Source organism: Saccharopolyspora sp. NPDC003752 (genome assembly GCF_053605825.1).
The window spans coordinates 24,359-41,597 of record NZ_JBSGJZ010000029.1 but is presented as its reverse complement, the minus strand read 5'-3'; the positions used below and the strand labels follow the sequence as shown (position 1 = coordinate 41,597).

Here is a 17,239-nt window from a genome sequence, read left to right as displayed (position 1 = left end):
GCGGATGCGCCTCAGTTCGCGCCCGCGCGCCGGCGGCGCAGCACCAGCGCGGCCCCGCCGCCCGCCACCGCGACGGCCGCGGCGGCACCGCCGAGGACCGCCGGGTCGAAGCCCGATTCCACCGGCCCGCCACCGGTTTCCGGCGCGCCCACCGGGCGCTGGCTCACCTGGTCGCCGCTGGGCCTCGGCACCGGCGCGGCCGGGGTCGACTCCTTCGGCTGCTCGGCCCGGGTCGCCTCGGGCACCGGCGCGGCCGGCGTCGACTCCCTCGGCTGGGGCGCTTCCGGGGTCTGCTGCTCGCGCACCGGCGCGGCGGCCGGCTCGCCGGCCCAGCTGATCGGCGCCGCCAGCGGCAGCGCCGCCGCGCCGAGGAGCGCAGCTGCCGCGCACGTACGACCAAGCTTCATCGATCGTGTCCTTCCATTCGACTGTTCGCCCGGAGTCCCGGACGAGGGCCAGAATGCTGCGGCCTTTTCAAGATCCCGTCTGATCGATGTGAAGAACCTGTTCGATTCCGCCACCGGTCGCGGAAATGTGAAGAACCTGTTCAGCCGCGGTCAAGGTCCGGTGGCGGATCACCCGCAGCGCGGGCGGAAAGCGATAATGCGCGATGTGAGCGCACAGGTGCTGGTCGCGGAGGACGACCCGAAGCAGGCCGAGTTGATCCGGCGATATCTGGAGCACGACAACCACCGCGTGGTGGTCGTGCACGACGGTCGCGCGGCGATCGACGAGGCGCGGCGACGCGCACCCGACCTGATCGTGCTGGACGTGATGATGCCCAAGGTCGACGGCCTGGACGTGTGCCGGATCCTGCGGGCCGAATCGGACGTCCCGATCGTGCTGCTCACCGCGCGGACCACCGAGGAGGACGTGCTGCTCGGGCTGGACCTCGGCGCCGACGACTACGTGACCAAGCCCTACAGCCCGCGCCAGCTCGCCGCCCGCATCCGCGCGATCCTGCGCCGCGTCCGCCGCAGCCAGGACAACGACCAGCAGCCGTTGCGCGTCGGCGATCTGGTGGTGGACCAGCAGCGCCACGAGATCACCCTCGGCGGCGCCCCGCTGGACTGCACTCCCGCGGAGTTCCGGATGCTCGCGGTGCTGGCCGCCGAGCCCGGCCGCGTCTTCACCCGCGGCCAGCTGCTCAGCCAGGCCTTCGGCATGGACAAGTTCATCACCGAGCGCACCATCGACGTGCACGTGATGAACCTGCGCCGCAAGCTCGAGCCCGATCCCCGGCGGCCGATCCACCTGCTCACCGTGTACGGCGTCGGCTACAAGCTCCAGGACGGCTCCGCCGATGGCGCGCCGGCATAGCCTGCTCGCCCGGCTGCTGGCGATGTCGGTGGTGGTGGCCGGCTGTTCCATCGGCGCCACCGCGTGGCTGGCCGCGCAGAGCACCAGCGGGGCGATCAACCAGGAACTCGGCGAAACCCTGGCCACCGACGCCAAGATCTACGATTCGCTGCTCGGCTACGCGGCGGCGAATCCGCAGTGGTCCGGGGTCCAGCAGGTGGTGGCGGACCTGGCCGCGCAGACCGGCCGGCGCATCACGCTGACGACCACGTCGCGGGTGCCGATCGCCGACTCCGGTGGGCCGCAGGACGCCCAGCTGCCGAAAACCCCGTCCGCGGTGGTGGATCCGCTCGCGGTCGACCAGGTGCTCAAGCCCGATGCGGCGGCCGCGGGCATCGATCCGCGCGCCGTCGGCCCGTACCGGCTGACCGCCGCGGAGCACGACGAGCTGGCCAAGGCCGCGCAGCGGCAGCTGGACTGCTTCCGGCGGCTCGGCGACGACGGCGTGATCGTCGAGCGCCCCAACGGCCGCCCGGTGGTCCAGCTCGTCCCGGGCGAAGGGGTGCCGAAGTCGTCGACGCCGCCCATGCCGGAGCCGTCCACCACCGCCGAGCCCAGCGCCTCACCTGCGCGGTGTTCCTCGCCCCGCGAGGTGACCGAAACCGAGCGCAAGGCCGGCGCCGAGCTGCTCGCCCTGGTCAACGCGTGCCTGGCCCGGCAGGGGCTCGATCCGGTGCCGGCCCAGTCGGCGGCGGTGACCTCACCGGAGGAACTCCGCACCGATCCGGGCGCCAAGCGCTGCGTGGACTCCGGACGCCGGGAACAGCTCGGCTCCTACGTCTCCCCCGCCGCGCACCTGTTCATCACCAAGCCCGGCGGGAATCACGCCGCGACCGATCTGTCCACTGTGGGCACCGCGCGGATCGCGTGGACCGCACTGGTGGTGCTGGTGCTGACCGTCGGCATGACCGCGCTCGCCGCCAGCCGCCTGGTCCGCCCGATCGACGCGATCACTGCCGCGGCCCGGCGGATGGGCGGCGGCGACCGGTCGGCCCGGGTGAGGACGAGCGCGCGCGGCGAGATCGGCGAGCTGGCGGCCGCGTTCAACGCGATGTCGGAGCAGGTCGAGCGCACCGAACAGCAGCGCAAGACGATGGTCAGCGACATCGCGCACGAACTGCGCACGCCGCTGGTGAACGTCCGGGGCTGGCTGGAGGCCTCGCAGGACGGCGTCGCCACCCTGGACCAACCGCTGGTGGCCTCGCTGCTGGAGGAGACCCTGCTCCTGCAGCACCTGATAGACGACCTGCAGGACCTCGCGCTGGCCGATGCCGGGAAGCTCCGCGTGTACCCCGAGCCCGTGCACGTCGGCGCGCTGCTGGAGCAGGTCGCCGCGGCGCACCGGGGCCGGGCCGATGCGGGCGGCGTCGCGCTGGTCGTCACCGTCGAGGACGACCCCGACCTCACCGCCGACCCGACCCGGCTGCGGCAAGCGCTGGGCAACCTGGTGTCGAACGCGTTGCGCTACACGCCATCCGGCGGCCGGGTCACGCTGTGGGCGCGGCGCGCGGGCGGTGAGGTGGCCATCGAGGTGGCCGACACCGGCGTCGGCATCGACTCGGCCGCGCTGCCGCACGTGTTCGACCGCTTCTGGCGGGCGGAGAAGTCCCGCAACCGGCACGGCGGCGGCAGCGGCCTCGGCCTGGCCATCACCCACCACCTCGTGAACGTGCACGGCGGCCGCATCGCGGTCCGCAGCACCGTCGGCGTCGGCACCACCTTCACCATCCACCTACCGGCGACGACACCCGAGGGCCCGGCGCGCGCCTGACGCGGCCGGGAGCCGCAGCGGCAGTTACCCCGAACGCCGCCTTTTCCCTTGCGCCGTAATGCTTTCTGCCGATCCCGATTCATGCTTTTCGCGGTCGAAATGCGAAGAACAACCATCTGAAATGGTTTACACCAATAAAGTTCCACTTGAAAACGGAGGTCGGAACATGACCGACGAGGAGAGACGGATCCGCCGCGCGACGTTCCTGAAGGCGGGCCTGGTGACGGCGGCCGCGATACCCGCGGTGGCCGGCGAGGTGCTGCGCGCGCCGCGCGCCGACGCCGGACCGCTGACCCCGACGCCGATGTGCGACGACGGCGACGGCCCGACCCACGAGCAGATGGAGGGCCCGTACTTCAAGCCCAACTCGCCCGAGCGCGCCGACCTGCGGGAACCCGGCATGCCCGGCACCCCGCTGGTGGTCAGCGGCTTCGTCTACAGCATCTCGTGCAAGCCGCTGGCGAACGTGCTGCTCGATTTCTGGCAGGCCGACAACGCGGGGGTGTACGACAACACCGGCTACACGCTGCGCGGCCACCAGTTCACCGACGCCGAGGGCCGGTTCCGGCTCGACACCATCGTGGCCGGCCTGTACCCGGGCCGCACCAGGCACATCCACGTCAAGGCGCAGGCCCCGAACCAGCCGATCCTCACCACTCAGCTGTACTTCCCCGGCGAGCCCGGCAACAACTGGGACCAGATCTTCGACCCGGCGCTGCTGATGGCGGTCCAGGACGGCCCGGAGGGCAAGATCGCCACGTTCGACTTCGTCCTCAACCTGCCCTGACCTGACCCCCCACCACGCGAAGAGGTTTTAAATCAGGAACGAGAACAGCGGGGAGCCCGGTGGGACCTGCTCGATCTGCAGCGGGGATTCCTTCATCCGCTTCAGCAGGCCGTCCAGCTCGTCGGCGCGGTCGAGCTCGATGCCGACCAGCGCCGGGCCGGTCTCCCTGTTGTTCTTCTTCACGTACTCGAACGCGACGATGTCCTGGCCGTCGTCGAGCACGTCGTCGAGGAAGTGCCGCAGCGCGCCCGGTTCCTGCGGGAAGGTGACCAGGAAGTAGTGCCGCAGGCCCTCGTGCACCAGCGAACGCTCCACGACCTCGCCGTAACGGCTGAGGTCGTTGTTGCCGCCGGAGACCACGCACACCACCGGGCCGTGGGCCGGGCGCTCCAGCGGCAGCCGGGCCGCCGCACTGGCCAGCGCACCGGCGGGCTCGGCGATGATGCCCTCGGTCTGGTACAGCTCGATCATCTCGGTGCACACCGCGCCCTCGGGCACCGCCACCAGCTCGTCGACCAGCTCCCGCACCACCTGGAACCCGGCATCGCCGACGCGCCCGACCGCGGCACCGTCGACGAAGGTGTCCACCGACGGCAGCGCGATCGGCCCGCCGTGGTCCAGCGCGGCGCGCATGCTCGCCGCCCCGGCCGGCTCGGCCCCGATCACCCGGACCTCGGGGAAGTGCGCCTTGAGCCACAGCACGACGCCCGCCAGCAGCCCGCCGCCGCCGACCGGCACGATCACGGTGTCGATCGGGCCGTCGTGCTGCTCGGCGATCTCCAGGCCGACGGTGCCCTGCCCGGCGATGGTCCGCGGATCGTCGAAGGGGTGCACGTAGACCGCGCCGGTGCGCTGGCTGTCCTCTTTGGACGCCGCGCTCGCTTCGTCGAAGGAGCTGCCCACGATCACCGGCTCGACCCACTCGCCGCCGAGCGCGGCGATCCGCCGCCGCTTCTGCCGGGGCGTGTTCGCCGGCAGGTACACCCGGCCCTTGATCTTCAGCTCGCGGCAGGCGAACGCCACGCCCTGCGCGTGGTTGCCCGCACTGGCGCACACGACGCCGCGCTCGCGCTCGGCCGGGCTCAGCGAGGAGATCAGGTTGTACGCACCGCGCACCTTGTAGGAGCGACAGACCTGCATGTCCTCCCGCTTGAGCCGCACCGGGACGCCAAGTTCGCCGGTCAGGCGGCTGCTCGTTTCCAGCGGCGTGCGGCGGACCACCTGCCGCAGGCGGGTTCCGGCGCGGAAGATCGCTGCGGGACTCAGCTCATCGGACACCAACCGATACTAAGTGCGCTGGTCGGCCAGGACCCGGGCGGGGCGGCCCGGGGCACATCGGCCCTACTCGCCGTCACCGGCGGATGCGCACAGTGGTGCGGAGGAGGCGATGGGCGATGACCAGGACGAAGCAGTCGGTGGTGGTGGGTGTCGACGGCTCGGAATCGTCCGCGCAGGCGGCGCTGTGGGCCGCGGCCGAGGCGGTGCGGCTGGGCGTTCCGGTGCACCTGGTCGTGGTCAACGACGATCCCGCCAGGGAAGGCTTCTCCAAGCAGGCGGTCCGCGACGTCGCCGAACGCTGCCACCGCGAGCGGCCCGAGACCGCGATCACCGACGAGGTCGCCACCGGGCACCCCGCCGAGGAGCTGGTCCGCCGCTCGGACAGCGCCCAGCTGGTGGTCGTCGGGTCGCGCGGGCACGGGGTGTTCCGGGACGCGCTGCTCGGCGCGATCAGCACCTCGGTCGCCGCGCACGCCCGCTGCCCGGTCGTCGTGGTGCGCGGTGACGCGGCCGCCTCGGGTCCGGTCGTCGTCGGTGTCGACAACTCGGCGGTCAACCGCATCGCGGTGCACTACGCATTCGACGCTGCGAGCCGACGGCACGCCGGCCTGCTCGCGGTGCAAGCGCTGCCCGATGCCTACTTCACCGCCGGCACCTATCCCGTGCCCGACCGCCAGGAGATCCGGAACCGGGCCGAACTGCACCTCTCCGAACAGCTCTCGGGCTGGTGCGCCGACTACCCGGACGTCACGGTGCGCCGCGAGGTTGCCAACGAGCACCCGGTCGCGACGCTGTGCGCCGCGGCCCGGCGGGCGCAGTTGCTGGTGGTCGGTCACCGCGGCCGCGGCGGCTTCGCCGGGCTGCTGCTCGGCTCGGTCGCCAACGGCGTCCTGCACCACGCGCCGTGCCCGGTCGCGGTGGTCCGCAACCCCGGCTAGTCCGGCGGCGCCTGGCGCCACACCGCGCGGTAGCGCTCGGCGGCATCGGCGTCGCGCTGCCGACGGACGGCGGAGCCGTGGCCCGGCGGGTAGCCGTAGCGGACGAGGCGCGCGTCGACGTTGTCCACCGCGCTGGTCAGCACGATGCGGGCCACCACGAGCACGCCCAGCAGCAGCGCGCCGCCGGCGATCGGCCACGACCCGCCCAGCACGCCGAACCCGACGAACAGCGCCGCGCCCAGCGGCGCGATCTGGAGCAGCCCCCGGACCAGCACCCGCAGCACCCACGACTTGCAGGTGGCGTCGCGCAGCACCCACTCGCGATACCGCTCGGGGAGCCTGCCGCCGAACTGGTAGTACAGCCACCAGCCGGGGTTCGGGCGCTTCACTGGCATCCGCCCAGCCTACGGCTCGCCCCTTCCGCCGGGCTGTCCCGCGTGCGAAGATCGCGGTCAACTGTTCAGACCACTCTCCCGGTCAACGCGCAGAAGGATCGCCGCATGTTCAACGTCGAAAATGTCCGGTTGGCCGGCGCCGACATCGAACTCCCCAGGATGATCCCGATCGAGCAGCGGTTCGCCGCGGCGGCCGTCGAGGACCTCGAAGCCGCCATCCGCGACCAGGTCGCCGAGCACGACCGCGCGAACCCGGTCGCCGGCAAGCGGATCGCGATCACCGCGGGCAGCCGCGGCGTGGCCCGCATCGACCGCATCGTCGCCACCCTGGTCGACGCCCTGGCCGGCTGCGGCGCGAAGCCGTTCGTGGTGCCCGCGATGGGCAGCCACGGTGGCGGCACCGCCGAAGGCCAGCGGCAGGTGCTCGCCGAGTACGGGATCACCGAGGAGACGGTGGGCGCGCCGGTGGTCTCCTCGATGGACACGGTCGTGGTCGCCGAACTGCCCGACGGAACCCCGGTGCACTTCGACGCCGAGGCCGCCCAGGCCGACGGCGTGGTGGTCCTCGGCCGGGTCAAGCCGCACACCGACTTCCGCGGCACCCACGAGAGCGGCCTGGCGAAGATGATCGCCATCGGCCTCGGCAAGCACCGCGGCGCGACGATCCTGCACACGCACGGCTTCGAGGCGTTCGACCGGCTGATCCCGGCGGTGGCCGAGGCGGTGCTCGACGTGGTGCCGATCGAGTTCGGCATGGCGGTGGTGGAGAACGCCTACGAGCACGTCGCGCGCATCGAGCTGGTGCCGACCGAGAAGCTGCTGGCCCGCGAGGCGGAGCTGCTGGTCGAGGCCAAGCGGCTGATGCCGAAGCTGCTGGTGTCGGACATCGACGTGCTGGTCGTCGACGAGATCGGCAAGGACATCAGCGGCGCGGGCATGGACCCGAACATCACCGGCCGCGCCCCGGTCAACGCGGACAAGTTCAAGGCGGTGCCGATCAAGCGGATCGTGGTCCTCGGCCTCACCGAGCACACCAACGGCAACGCCTGCGGCCTGGGCATGGCGGACGTGACCACCCAGCGCTGCGTGGACCAGATCGAGTTCGGCTCGTTCTACACGAACTCGCTGACCTCCGGGGTACCCGACGGCGCGCGGATCCCGATGGCGCTGGCCAACGACCGGGACGCGATCATCGCTGCGCTGCACATGTCCCGCGGCACCGAGGACCGCACGGCGCGGGTGGTGCGCATCCGCAACACCCTGTCGATGCCCCGCATCGAGGTCTCGGAGGCCTACGCCCAGGAGGTCGCCGACCACCCGGACATGGTCGCCCTCGGCGAACCCCGCGACTGGGACTTCGACGCGACGGGCACCCTGCCACCCCTACCGGCGGATCACTGACCCGCTCACTCGAACCGAAACCCGACGTACCCACCCGCCACGACCTCGGCGCACCGGAGGTTTGATTTCGATTGACACTGAAGGGATAGGTGTAATCAACGCTATGCGCCTCGGTGGACTCCGCGAACTAGAATCGGGGGGTTCTCCCTGCTTCGGCGAAGGCGAGGGCCGCCATGCAGCCTCCCCTGACAACCGAGCGGCTGATCGTGCGTGACTGGACCACCGGCGACGCCGACGTGCAGGCCGCGCTCGCCCTCTACGGCCGCCCCGAGGTGACCGAGTGGCTCACCCCGGTGATCGCCAATGTCGCCGACCTCGCCGCGATGCGCGCCGTGGTGCAGTCCTGGACCGAGTCGCAACCCAGCCTGGTGCCGCCCACCGGCCGGTGGGCGATGCAGCGCCGGTCCGACGACGCGGTGATCGGCGGACTGGTGCTGCGGATGCTGCCGCCGTACGACCACGACCTGGAGCTGACCTGGCAGCTGCGCCCCGAGACCTGGGGGCACGGTTACGCCACCGAGGCCGCCTCCGCGCTGCTGCGCTGGGCGTTCACCTTCGACATCGACGAGGTCTTCGGACTGGCCCGGCCGGACAACACCCGCGCGATCGCCACCGCGGAACGCATCGGCATGGAGTGGGTCGGCGAGACCACCAAGTACTACGGCACGGCGCTGCAGGTCTACCGCATCCGGCAGGGCGATCTGCCCGGCGAACCCGCCACCGGAGGCACCGAGGACTGACCTCGCGATCCACTGTGGCCGGTCGCATCGTCCGCAGTGGACGAATGCGCCAGTTACCCTGCGTCGCTAGATCATCCGCTATCGGATGATCTGCTGGATGCCCGGGCGAATGCGATGCTTGAGGGGTCACCGGAGTTCGAGCAGCGCCAGGGGCGCACCCGCCGGAGGTACCGTGCCACCGCACCGCAACGCCCGCGCGGCCGCCCGCCGACCCGCCGCACCCCGCCCCGCGCCGCGCCGGCCGCAGGCCCGGCGCTCGGCCGCGCGCGCCCGGGCGGGTGCGCGCGCAGCGGTGACCGTGCTGTCGGTGCTGATCCTCGTGGTGACCGGATACGCGTGGTCCAACTACCGGCATCTGCTCGACGGACTCGCGACCAGCGACGTCATCGACGGGGCCGGCGCCGACGGGGCGACCGACGTCCTGCTGGTCGGCATGGACAGCCGGACCGACGCGCACGGCAACCCGCTGCCCGAGGCGGTCCTCCGGGAGTTGCGCGCGGGCGCCAACGACGCGGCGCTGACCGACACGATCATCCTGCTGCACATCCCCAACGACGGTTCCAGCGCGGTCGGCTTCTCCTTCCCGCGCGACGCGTTCGTGCACATCCCCGGGTTCGGCCGGCACAAGATCAATTCCGCGTACGGCCGGGGCAAGGAGGCCGCCATCGCGGCGCAGACCAAGCGCGGCACCGCCGATCCCGCGGAGCTGGCGCGGCTGGGCGGCGACGCCGGGCGCAAGCTGCTGGTGCGCACCGTCGAGCAGCTGACCGGCGTGTCGATCGACCACTACGCCGAGGTCAACCTGCTCGGCTTCGCGCGGATCACCGAGGCGGTGGGCGGCGTCCCGGTGTGCCTGCTGGCGCCCGCGCGAGACACCTACTCCGGCGCGAACTTCCCGGCCGGGCCGCAGACGATCGCGGGCACGGACGCGCTCGCGTTCGTCCGCCAGCGGCACGGCCTGCCGCGCGGCGACCTGGACCGCGTGGTGCGCCAGCAGGCCTTCCTCGCCGGGCTCACGCAATCGGTGCTCTCCGGTGGCGTGCTGGCCAACCCGGCCCGGCTGCGCGACCTGATCAGGTCGCTGCAGGAATCCGTGGTGCTCGACCGGGACTGGGACGTGCTCGCGTTCGCCGACCGGCTGCGCGGACTGGCCGGCGGCGCGGTCCGGTTCACCACGATCCCCATCGAGGACGCCGACTACGAGACGCCGGAGGACGGCGACGCCATCCTGGTCGATCCCCGCGAGGTGAAGGCCGCGATCAGCAGCACGATCGACCCCGCGACGGCCGGCGCCGAAGCCGGTTCTGCGGTGGACGTGCTCAACGCGACGAAGACATCCGGGCTGGCCCAGCGGGTGCGCACCGAACTCGCCAACCGGGGCGTGCCGGTGAGCCAGGTCGGCAACTCCCCCGCCCGAGCGAAATCGGTCGTGCGCCACGGCCAGGACGGCGGCGACTCCGCCGAGCGGATCGCGTCGCTGCTCGACGGCCTGCCGGTCGAGGCCGACGGGTCGCTGCCCCGCGGCCGGGTCCAGGTGATCATCGGCAGCGACTACCACGGGCCCGCCGCGCCGGGTTTCGCCCCGCCCGGCGCCGTCCGGCTCGACGGCCCGCACCGGCAGCAGGCCGCCGGGACCGGCGCGGAACCGATCACCGCCGACGGCGTGCCGTGCGTCAACTGAGCGAAGAGCGGGAAAGCCGGTGGTGAGGCGGCCCCCTCGCCCGTCTCACCACCGACCGGCTCGACTGGTGGCTACCCCCAGTGAACAAACCGCCAGCCGGTGGGGCCACCTGCGCCGGCCCCGCCCCGGTTGTCGGATGTTCGCGTGGGGCACGTCCGCCCGGACTCCGGACACCAAGCGAGCATCCATCCCTCGATCAACGGCAACCGCTCAACAGCCCCAGCACCATGCGACGGCTGTGGTCCGGAGCGAATCGCCGCTACGCCACGATACGCCGCGACGACGTTGGTTGCGAGGTCAAAAACCGGCCTCAGCGACGCGTCCGGATGCCCACCCACAACGCCGCGACCAGCGCCAGCAGCACCACGACCAGACCGGCCAGGCCCAGCCCGAGGGAGGCCGCGGCGGCGATCGCGCCGACCAGCAGCGGGCCGCCCGCGTCGCCCAGCTCGCGTCCGACCTCCGCCGAGCCCATCGTCTGCCCGAGCCGCTCGCGCGGCGTCGACGCCGCCAGGTGCGCGAAGCCCAGCGGCGTGACGACGCCGGTGCCGACGCCGATGGCGACCGACGCCAAGAGCAGTCCCGGCAGGCCCGGAACCGCCGTCGCCGCGAGCAACCCGACCGCCGCCACCGCCAGTCCCCCGGTCATGCCGGGCACCTCGGGCAACCGTCCCGCGTCGCGCGCCCGGCCCACCCACGGCTGCACCAGCGCCGCGGTCGTCGCTAGCACCGACACCGCCGCGCCGGTGGCCAGCGGGCCCAGCCCATCGCCCGCGCCCACCACCGGCAGGAATCCGACGCCCACCGCCAACGCCGCCGTCGCACCGGCCAGGGCCGCCGTCGGCCGCAGGAAACCGGGCGCGGCCAACCGGCGGCCCAGGTCGAGCAGGGTCTGCCGGGTCCGCGGCAGCGGCGGCACCTTCGGCACGATCAGCACCGCCCAGGCGAGCACCGCGAGCGCGAGCGCCGCCAGCGCGCCGAAGAGCAGGTCGAACCCGCCCAAGGTGATCAGGACGCCGCCGAGCACCGGGCCGAGGGCGTAGCCGAGGCCCTTCCAGGCGCCGTAGCCGCCGAAGGCGCGGCCGTGCTGGGAGTCCGGCGCCAGCCGGGCGACCAGCGTCCCGGCGGCCGGGGAGAACGCGGCGGCAGCCGCGCCCTGGCCGAAGCGGGCGAGGCCGACCGCAGCCGGGTCACCGGCGAGGACGAACGCCGCCGAGGCCGCCGCGAACGCCAGCAGGCCGCCGATCAGCACCGGGCGCGGGCCGATCCGGTCGGTGACCGCGCCGAAGACCGGCTTGAGGATCACCTCGGCCCCGTCGTAGATGGCCAGCAGCAGGCCGAGCGCGAGCAGCGAGGCGAAGCCCGTGTAGGCGCCGAGCCCGGCGGCGATGCTGTGCGCGCCGAAGGCCGTGACGAATCCGGCCGCGTACAGCGGGAGGACCTGCCGGACCCCGTGTCGCGTCACCGGCTCGGTGCCGGACATCCGACCATCTCCTCGTCGTCCACTGTGGCGCATCCGGTCACATCTGGTGCAGGGCTTGGAAAACCTGTTCGGTGTAGTCGGCCAGCCGGCCGGCGCAGTGCTGCAACCGCTCCTGGGCCTCGGCGGCCGCCGGGGCGCCGAAGACGTCGCGCGCCTTGAGGTCGCGGTGCCAGCGGCGCAGCCGCTCCAGGCTCTGCTCCTCCTCTTCGAGCTCGGCCATGGTGAGCTTGCCGTTGCGCAGTTCCTTGTCGATCTCGGCGTCGAACTTGCCGCAGTCGGCCAGGAACTCCGACCACTCCTCCTGCCGCTCGGCCGTGAACATCTCCGCCAGCCGCGCCGAATCGGGCTCCTCGCGCCCGGTGGCGGCCAGCACGACGACCTCGCCGGAGCCGCGTTCGGCGAGCTCGATCGCTCGCGCCACCCCGGCCGCGACGCCGGGCACGTCCGGCAGCGTCCAGGTCCCCTGCCCCAGCGAGAGCGCACCGACCCGGCGCAGCTCCCGCCACACCGCCACTCGGTGCCGCGACGGTTGCGCGGGCAGCCGCACCACGAGGACGAGCCACCGCGTCGGATGTCCATCTGTCACGGAACAAAATGTATCAGCTGTTACAAGACGTGATGTCGCCCATACGGGGCACGCGGGCCGGGTCTTTTCGAACCCCCGTGCGTTAGCGTTTCGGCATGCCGAATCAGCCGTCTTCGCCCGCCCACGCCTACGAAGTCATGCTGGAAGGCAACCGGCGATTCGTCGAGAACGAGCGTCTGCACCCCAACCAGGACGCCGACTACCGAGCCTCCCTCGCGCCGGGTCAGCGCCCCTTCGCGGTCCTCTTCGGGTGCTCCGACTCGCGGCTGGCCGCGGAGATCATCTTCGACCAGGGCCTCGGCGACTTGTTCGTGGTCCGCACGGCCGGTCACGTCATCGGCGCCGAGGTGCTCGGCAGCATCGAGTACGGCGTCGGCGTGCTCGGCGCGCCCCTGGTGGTGATCCTCGGCCACGACTCCTGCGGCGCCGTCACGGCCGCGCGGCAGGCGTGCATCGAGGGCACCGCGCCGCAGGGCTACATCCGCGACGTCGTGGAGCGCGTGACGCCGAGCGTCCTGGCCGCCCGCGCCGACGGCGTCACCGAGGTCGACGACATCGTGGACGTGCACATCCAGCGCACCGGCGACCTGATGCTGGAGCGCTCCGCGCTGCTGGCCAACGAGGTCGCAGCCGGGCGCTGCGCGGTGGCCGGGCTCTCCTACCGGCTCGCCGACGGCACCGTGCGGCTCGTCGGCAGCCACGGGCCGCTGCGCCCCGCGGACTGATCGGACCGGCCGATCCCGGTCGCCCACGTTAGCCTGCGAAGGCACGGGTCGGGCGAAAGGATCGAGCCTGGTGACCGTCCAGCCGCGTCGAGTGCTACTGATCAGCGCCACCATCGGCGAAGGGCACAATGCGACCGCCAGAGCCGTCGAGGAGGCGGCCCGGCGGGCGTGGCCGGGGTGCGAGGTGTCCTGGCTGGACGCCTTGCGCGCGATGGGCCGGTGGGTGCCCGCGTCGTTCAACTGGATCTACGCCACCAACGTCGAGTCCACGCCGTGGCTCTACGACTTCTTCTACGACTCGCTGTGGCGCTACCGCTGGTTCGCCAACGCCTCCCGCCGGTTCGTCGGCGCGTGGAGCGGGCGGCGGCTGCGCCGCGCCATCGCCGCGCACGACCCGGACCTGATCGTCTCGACCTACCCGCTGGGCACCGCCGGGCTCGACCGGCTGCGCCGCCGGGGCGGGCTCGGCGTGCCGGTGGCCGCGGTGGTCTCGGACTTCTCGCCGCACCCGTTCTGGGTCTACCCCGAGGCCGACCTGCACTACGTGATGAGCGACGCGAGCCTGCGGGCGATGCGGCGCGCCGAACCGGACGCCGTGGGCGCGGTCTGCGTGCCACCGGTGGTGTCGGCGTTCCGGCCCGCGGACCGGGCCGCGTCGCGTCGGTCGTTCGGGTTGCCGGAGACCGGTTTCACGGTGCTGATCTCGTGCGGTTCCCTCGGCTTCGGCTCCGTCGAGCGCGCGGCGGACGCCGCACTCCGGGCCGGCGTCGACCGCGTCGTCGTGATCTGCGGGCGCAACGAGGCCTTGCGGCGGCGCTTCGCCGCGCGCGCGGACGACCGGATCGTCGCGCTGGGCTGGGTGGACGAAATGCCCGGCCTGCTCGCCGCCGCGGACGTCGTGGTGACCAACGCGGGCGGTGCCACGGCACTGGAGGCGCTCGCCTGCGGGCGGGCCGTGGTGATGTTCGAGCCGATCGCCGGGCACGGACGCGCGAACGCCGAACTGATGGCCGATGCGGAGCTGGCCGAGTTGTGCCCGCGCGAGCGCGACCTGACCGCAACGCTGCGCCGCTGGGTCGCCGAGCCGCACCTGCTCGCGCAGCGGGAGGACCGAGCTCTCAAGCACAGTCAGGCCGCGGACTTCACAGACCAGGTGGCCGCGCTGGCACAGCTGCCCCGCCACCACGGCCGCCGCCCGCTGCGCCCGCAGGACGCCTTCTTCGTGTACGCCGCGACCCCGGCCGTCTCTCAGCAGACCGGCGCGATCCTGCAACTGGATGGACCACGACTGTCCACGCAAGAATACTGCGAGGAGATCAACAGCAGAATCACCCAGCGTGCGCAGGGATTGCCGATGCTGACCCGGCGCCTGGTGCTGCGCCGCTGCCGACGGCCACAGTGGACTCCCGATGTCGAGGTGGACGCAAGGGATCACCTGCGGTGCCGCGAGCTGCGCGACGGGCGGTCCGCGGACCCGGTCGTCGAGGAGTTCTTCAGCACCCCGGTGCGCACCGACCGGCAGCCGTGGGAACTGCTGCTGCTCAACGACATCGACACCGGCCGCGTCCTGCTGCTGGCGAAGATGCACCACGCGCTCGGCGATGGTGTCGCAGTCACCAGCGCCCTGCTGCGGCTGCTGGCCGACGGCCCGCAGCCGACGACGTCGCCGAGCGCCGGCAGCCGACCGTGGTACCGCCGCGCCGCGAAGGTCTTGCGCGGCCTGGTGAGCCTGGCCGGCGCCGGGCCCGCGCCGGCCAGCCGTCTGGTGGGGCGCAGCACGCCGAACCGGTCGTTCGCCGACGTCGAGCTCCCGGCCGCCGACGTGCGCGCCAGCGCGCGCTCGCACGGGGTGAGCAGCACCGCGTTCCTGCTCGGCGTGGTGGCCGAGGCGTTGCACCGCACTCTCGGCGACACCACTGCGGGCCAGCGGTTCCGGGTCATGGTGCCGCGCACCGCCCGAACCGCGCGCGGCGGCGCGGGCACGAGCGCGCCCGGCAACCACACCGCGTCGATGTCGATCGACCTGCCGGTCGGGCCCATGCCGCCTGCCCTCCGCGTCGCCGAGGTCGCCGCCGGACTCGCCAAGCCCGACCGCACCGGCCAGACCGCGGCGGCCGGAGCCGTGCTCGCGGCCCTCGGCGTCCTGCCCGCACCGCTGCACGCTTGGGTCGTGCGGCAGATCTACCAGCGTCGCTTCTTCAACGCCGTCGTTTCCGTGCTGCCCGGGCAGCGGCGGCCCGCCCACATCGGCCCGCTGCGGATCGCGGGGGTGGTGCCGGTGCTGTCGCTGGCCGACGGCGTGGGCGTGGCGGTCGGCGTGATCGGCTGGGGCGACCGGTTCGGCGTCGGGATCACCACCGACACGGGGCTGGCCCCGCGGGCCGTCGCGCTCGCCGGTCACCTCCGCGACGCCTTCTCCGATCTGCGGGGAGCGCGGCGGTGAGCACGCAGGGCACGGTGCTGGTCATCGCCGTTCCGGCGGCGGTCGTCGGCGCGGCCAGCTTCGGGCTGGCCAGCGCGATCCAGCACCGCGTCACCAAGCAGGTTCCCGAGGTGCGCACCCTGAGCCCCCGCATGCTGTTCGACCTCGTCCGCAAGCCGATCTGGGTGCTCAGCATCGGGACCGTGCTCGTCGGGCTGTCGCTGCAGGTGGTGGCGCTGGCCTTCGGCCCGCTGGTGCTGGTGCAGCCGTTGCTGGTGACCTCGGTGCTCTTCGGCGCGGGCTTCGCGGCGCTGCTGGCGCACCGGAAGATGGACCTGGTGCTGGCGCTGGGCGGGCTGGCCTGCGTGGGCGGGCTGTCCGCCTTCCTCGTGCTGGGCCGCCCGTCCGGGCAGGGCGTCGAGTTCACCGGCGCGTCGATCCTGCCGCTCGCGCTGGCGCTCGGGCTGCTGGTGGTGGTGTCGCTGGTGGCCGCGCGCTGGTTGCCCGGCGAGGTCGGGGTGATCGGCATGGCCGTGGCCACCGGCGTGCTGTACGGGGTGACCGCCGGGTTGATCAAGGTGGTGGCCGGGCAGTTCCGCAGCGGCGGCCTCGCCGAGCCGTTCCAGCACTGGACGCTGTACGCGGTGTGCGTGATCGGGCCGATGGGCTTCCTGCTGAGCCAGCAGACCTTCCAGCGGGGCCGGCTGATGTCGCCCGCGCTGGCCGTGATCACCACCGTGGATCCGCTGGTGGCGGCCGCGATCGGCGTGAACTGGCTGGGCGAGCGGATCGAGTCCTCCCCCGCGATCCTGGCCGGCGAGATCATCGCCGTCGTGGTGATCATCGGCGGCATCGTGGTGCTGACCCGCCGGGGCGAGCAGCTGCGCCGCGCGATTGAGCAGGACGACCGCGGCGCTGGGGACTCGACGTGGGGTTGACCCGGCCCGCGGGGCTGCCGGTGCGCGGGCGGACCGCGCTGGTCACGGGCGCGTCTTCGGGCATCGGCGCGGCGACCGCCGCCGAGCTGGGCTCGCGCGGGTGCCGGGTCGTGCTGGTCGGCCGCGACGAGGGCCGGCTGGCCGAGGTCGCCGGGCGCACCGGCGGCGAACCGCTGCCCGCCGACCTGACCGACCCGGCCGGGCTCGACCGGGTCGCCGCAGCCGCCCGCGAGGTCGATCTGCTGGTGCACAGCGCGGGCATCGGCTGGGCGGGCGCCCTGGACTCGATGCCGGCGGAGCGGATCGCGGCGCTCGCGGCGGTGAACCTGACCGCGCCGATGCTGCTGACCCGCGCGGCGCTCCCGCAGCTGCGGCGGCGGCGCGGGCACGTGGTGTTCGTCGCCTCGATCGCGGTCGTGGGAGTGCCCGGCGAGGAGGTCTACTCGGCGACCAAGGCGGGCCTACGGGCCTTCGCCGCGGGCCTGCGCCACCAGGACGGCATCGGCGTGACCACGGTCTTCCCCGGCGCGGTCCGAACGCCGTTCTTCACCGGCCGCCGCTACGACCGCCGCTTCCCGCGCATGGTCGGCCCGCCGGAGGTGGCCGAGGCGCTGGTGCGCGGCGTGGAGCGCGGCGAGGCGGAGGTGTTCGTGCCCAGGTGGCTCGTCGCGCCCGCCCGGCTGCAGGGTGTGCTGCCGGGCACGTTCCACCGCCTCGCCCGGCGCTTCGGCTGAG

Annotated in this window: 16 protein-coding genes; 11 read left to right on the top strand and 5 right to left on the bottom strand. The window is 73.1% G+C overall.

Going from position 1 to position 17,239, the window contains the following annotated elements:
* Positions 1-11 precede the first annotated feature (11 nt).
* Positions 12-407 carry a hypothetical protein gene (locus ACWEV3_RS30550; protein WP_452617182.1) on the bottom strand — a complete coding sequence of 132 codons (396 nt, stop codon included), beginning with the start codon at positions 405-407 and terminating at the stop codon, positions 12-14.
* A gap of 205 nt (positions 408-612) precedes the next feature.
* Here ACWEV3_RS30550 and ACWEV3_RS30545 point away from each other — a divergent pair, with 205 nt between their 5' ends.
* From ACWEV3_RS30545 to ACWEV3_RS30535, 3 genes are all read left to right on the top strand, one after another.
* Entirely contained in the window at positions 613-1,320 is a 708-nt protein-coding gene (locus ACWEV3_RS30545) for a response regulator transcription factor (protein WP_207954650.1), read from the top strand.
* Positions 1,304-3,130 carry a sensor histidine kinase gene (locus ACWEV3_RS30540; protein WP_452617181.1) on the top strand — a complete coding sequence of 609 codons (1,827 nt, stop codon included), beginning with the start codon at positions 1,304-1,306 and terminating at the stop codon, positions 3,128-3,130. Before ACWEV3_RS30545 ends, ACWEV3_RS30540 begins: the two co-directional genes overlap by 17 nt.
* A 166-nt stretch (positions 3,131-3,296) precedes the next feature.
* The gene (locus ACWEV3_RS30535; protein WP_132491391.1) at positions 3,297-3,917 is read left to right on the top strand and encodes a dioxygenase family protein; all 621 of its coding nucleotides are present in this window, start codon (positions 3,297-3,299) and stop codon (positions 3,915-3,917) included.
* A 27-nt stretch (positions 3,918-3,944) separates the two neighbouring features.
* Here the strand turns inward: ACWEV3_RS30535 and ilvA are convergent, their stop codons facing one another.
* Positions 3,945-5,198 carry a threonine ammonia-lyase IlvA gene (gene ilvA / locus ACWEV3_RS30530; RefSeq protein ID WP_452617180.1) on the bottom strand — a complete coding sequence of 418 codons (1,254 nt, stop codon included), beginning with the start codon at positions 5,196-5,198 and terminating at the stop codon, positions 3,945-3,947.
* Between the two features lie 113 nt (positions 5,199-5,311).
* Between ilvA and ACWEV3_RS30525 the strand changes: the two genes are divergently transcribed.
* Positions 5,312-6,133 carry a universal stress protein gene (locus tag ACWEV3_RS30525; protein ID WP_452617179.1) on the top strand — a complete coding sequence of 274 codons (822 nt, stop codon included), beginning with the start codon at positions 5,312-5,314 and terminating at the stop codon, positions 6,131-6,133.
* On the opposite strand, the gene ACWEV3_RS30520 is transcribed toward ACWEV3_RS30525, so the two are convergent.
* A complete protein-coding gene (locus tag ACWEV3_RS30520) occupies positions 6,130-6,528 on the bottom strand; it encodes a DUF5313 family protein (protein WP_358578977.1) in 399 nt (132 codons plus the stop codon). The genes ACWEV3_RS30525 and ACWEV3_RS30520 overlap by 4 nt on opposite strands.
* Before the next feature lie 105 nt (positions 6,529-6,633).
* Between ACWEV3_RS30520 and ACWEV3_RS30515 the strand changes: the two genes are divergently transcribed.
* The 3 genes from ACWEV3_RS30515 (at position 6,634) to ACWEV3_RS30505 (ending at position 10,350) form a co-directional block, all read left to right on the top strand.
* Positions 6,634-7,929 carry a lactate racemase domain-containing protein gene (locus ACWEV3_RS30515; RefSeq protein WP_452617178.1) on the top strand — a complete coding sequence of 432 codons (1,296 nt, stop codon included), beginning with the start codon at positions 6,634-6,636 and terminating at the stop codon, positions 7,927-7,929.
* Positions 7,930-8,102: 173 nt separating this feature from the next.
* Positions 8,103-8,669, top strand: coding sequence for a GNAT family N-acetyltransferase (locus tag ACWEV3_RS30510; protein ID WP_452617177.1), 567 nt, complete (start codon positions 8,103-8,105; stop codon positions 8,667-8,669).
* Positions 8,670-8,841: 172 nt separating this feature from the next.
* On the top strand, positions 8,842-10,350 hold the full coding sequence (locus ACWEV3_RS30505; RefSeq protein WP_452617176.1) for an LCP family protein: 1,509 nt from the start codon (positions 8,842-8,844) through the stop codon (positions 10,348-10,350).
* A gap of 310 nt (positions 10,351-10,660) precedes the next feature.
* Here ACWEV3_RS30505 and ACWEV3_RS30500 read toward each other — a convergent pair whose 3' ends face one another.
* Positions 10,661-11,833, bottom strand: a complete 1,173-nt coding sequence (locus tag ACWEV3_RS30500) for an MFS transporter (RefSeq protein ID WP_452617175.1) — start codon at positions 11,831-11,833, stop codon at positions 10,661-10,663.
* A gap of 37 nt (positions 11,834-11,870) precedes the next feature.
* Entirely contained in the window at positions 11,871-12,419 is a 549-nt protein-coding gene (locus ACWEV3_RS30495) for a Chromate resistance protein ChrB (RefSeq protein WP_452617174.1), read from the bottom strand.
* A gap of 95 nt (positions 12,420-12,514) precedes the next feature.
* On the opposite strand from ACWEV3_RS30495, the gene ACWEV3_RS30490 reads away from it, so the two are divergent.
* The 4 genes from ACWEV3_RS30490 to ACWEV3_RS30475 all read left to right on the top strand — a co-directional run bounded on the left by ACWEV3_RS30490 (position 12,515) and on the right by ACWEV3_RS30475 (position 17,238).
* Positions 12,515-13,144: a carbonic anhydrase gene (locus ACWEV3_RS30490; RefSeq protein ID WP_452617173.1), complete on the top strand. Its 630-nt coding sequence runs from the start codon at positions 12,515-12,517 to the stop codon at positions 13,142-13,144.
* Positions 13,145-13,214: 70 nt separating this feature from the next.
* Entirely contained in the window at positions 13,215-15,587 is a 2,373-nt protein-coding gene (locus ACWEV3_RS30485; RefSeq protein WP_452617172.1) for a wax ester/triacylglycerol synthase domain-containing protein, read from the top strand.
* Positions 15,584-16,504, top strand: coding sequence for a DMT family transporter (locus tag ACWEV3_RS30480; RefSeq protein WP_452617171.1), 921 nt, complete (start codon positions 15,584-15,586; stop codon positions 16,502-16,504). The genes ACWEV3_RS30485 and ACWEV3_RS30480 overlap by 4 nt, the downstream gene beginning before the upstream one ends.
* Positions 16,495-17,238, top strand: coding sequence for an SDR family NAD(P)-dependent oxidoreductase (locus tag ACWEV3_RS30475; protein WP_452617170.1), 744 nt, complete (start codon positions 16,495-16,497; stop codon positions 17,236-17,238). The genes ACWEV3_RS30480 and ACWEV3_RS30475 overlap by 10 nt, the downstream gene beginning before the upstream one ends.
* Position 17,239 lies beyond the last annotated feature (1 nt).

Coding starts and splice junctions, on each gene's coding strand:
- ACWEV3_RS30500 (WP_452617175.1), bottom strand. CDS start 11,833: ATGTCCGGCACCGAGCCGGTGACGCGACACGGGGTCCGGCAGGTCCTC.
- ACWEV3_RS30550 (WP_452617182.1), bottom strand. CDS start 407: ATGAAGCTTGGTCGTACGTGCGCGGCAGCTGCGCTCCTCGGCGCGGCG.
- ACWEV3_RS30525 (WP_452617179.1), top strand. CDS start 5,312: ATGACCAGGACGAAGCAGTCGGTGGTGGTGGGTGTCGACGGCTCGGAA.
- ACWEV3_RS30535 (WP_132491391.1), top strand. CDS start 3,297: ATGACCGACGAGGAGAGACGGATCCGCCGCGCGACGTTCCTGAAGGCG.
- ACWEV3_RS30510 (WP_452617177.1), top strand. CDS start 8,103: ATGCAGCCTCCCCTGACAACCGAGCGGCTGATCGTGCGTGACTGGACC.
- ACWEV3_RS30515 (WP_452617178.1), top strand. CDS start 6,634: ATGTTCAACGTCGAAAATGTCCGGTTGGCCGGCGCCGACATCGAACTC.
- ACWEV3_RS30490 (WP_452617173.1), top strand. CDS start 12,515: ATGCCGAATCAGCCGTCTTCGCCCGCCCACGCCTACGAAGTCATGCTG.
- ACWEV3_RS30540 (WP_452617181.1), top strand. CDS start 1,304: ATGGCGCGCCGGCATAGCCTGCTCGCCCGGCTGCTGGCGATGTCGGTG.
- ACWEV3_RS30520 (WP_358578977.1), bottom strand. CDS start 6,528: ATGCCAGTGAAGCGCCCGAACCCCGGCTGGTGGCTGTACTACCAGTTC.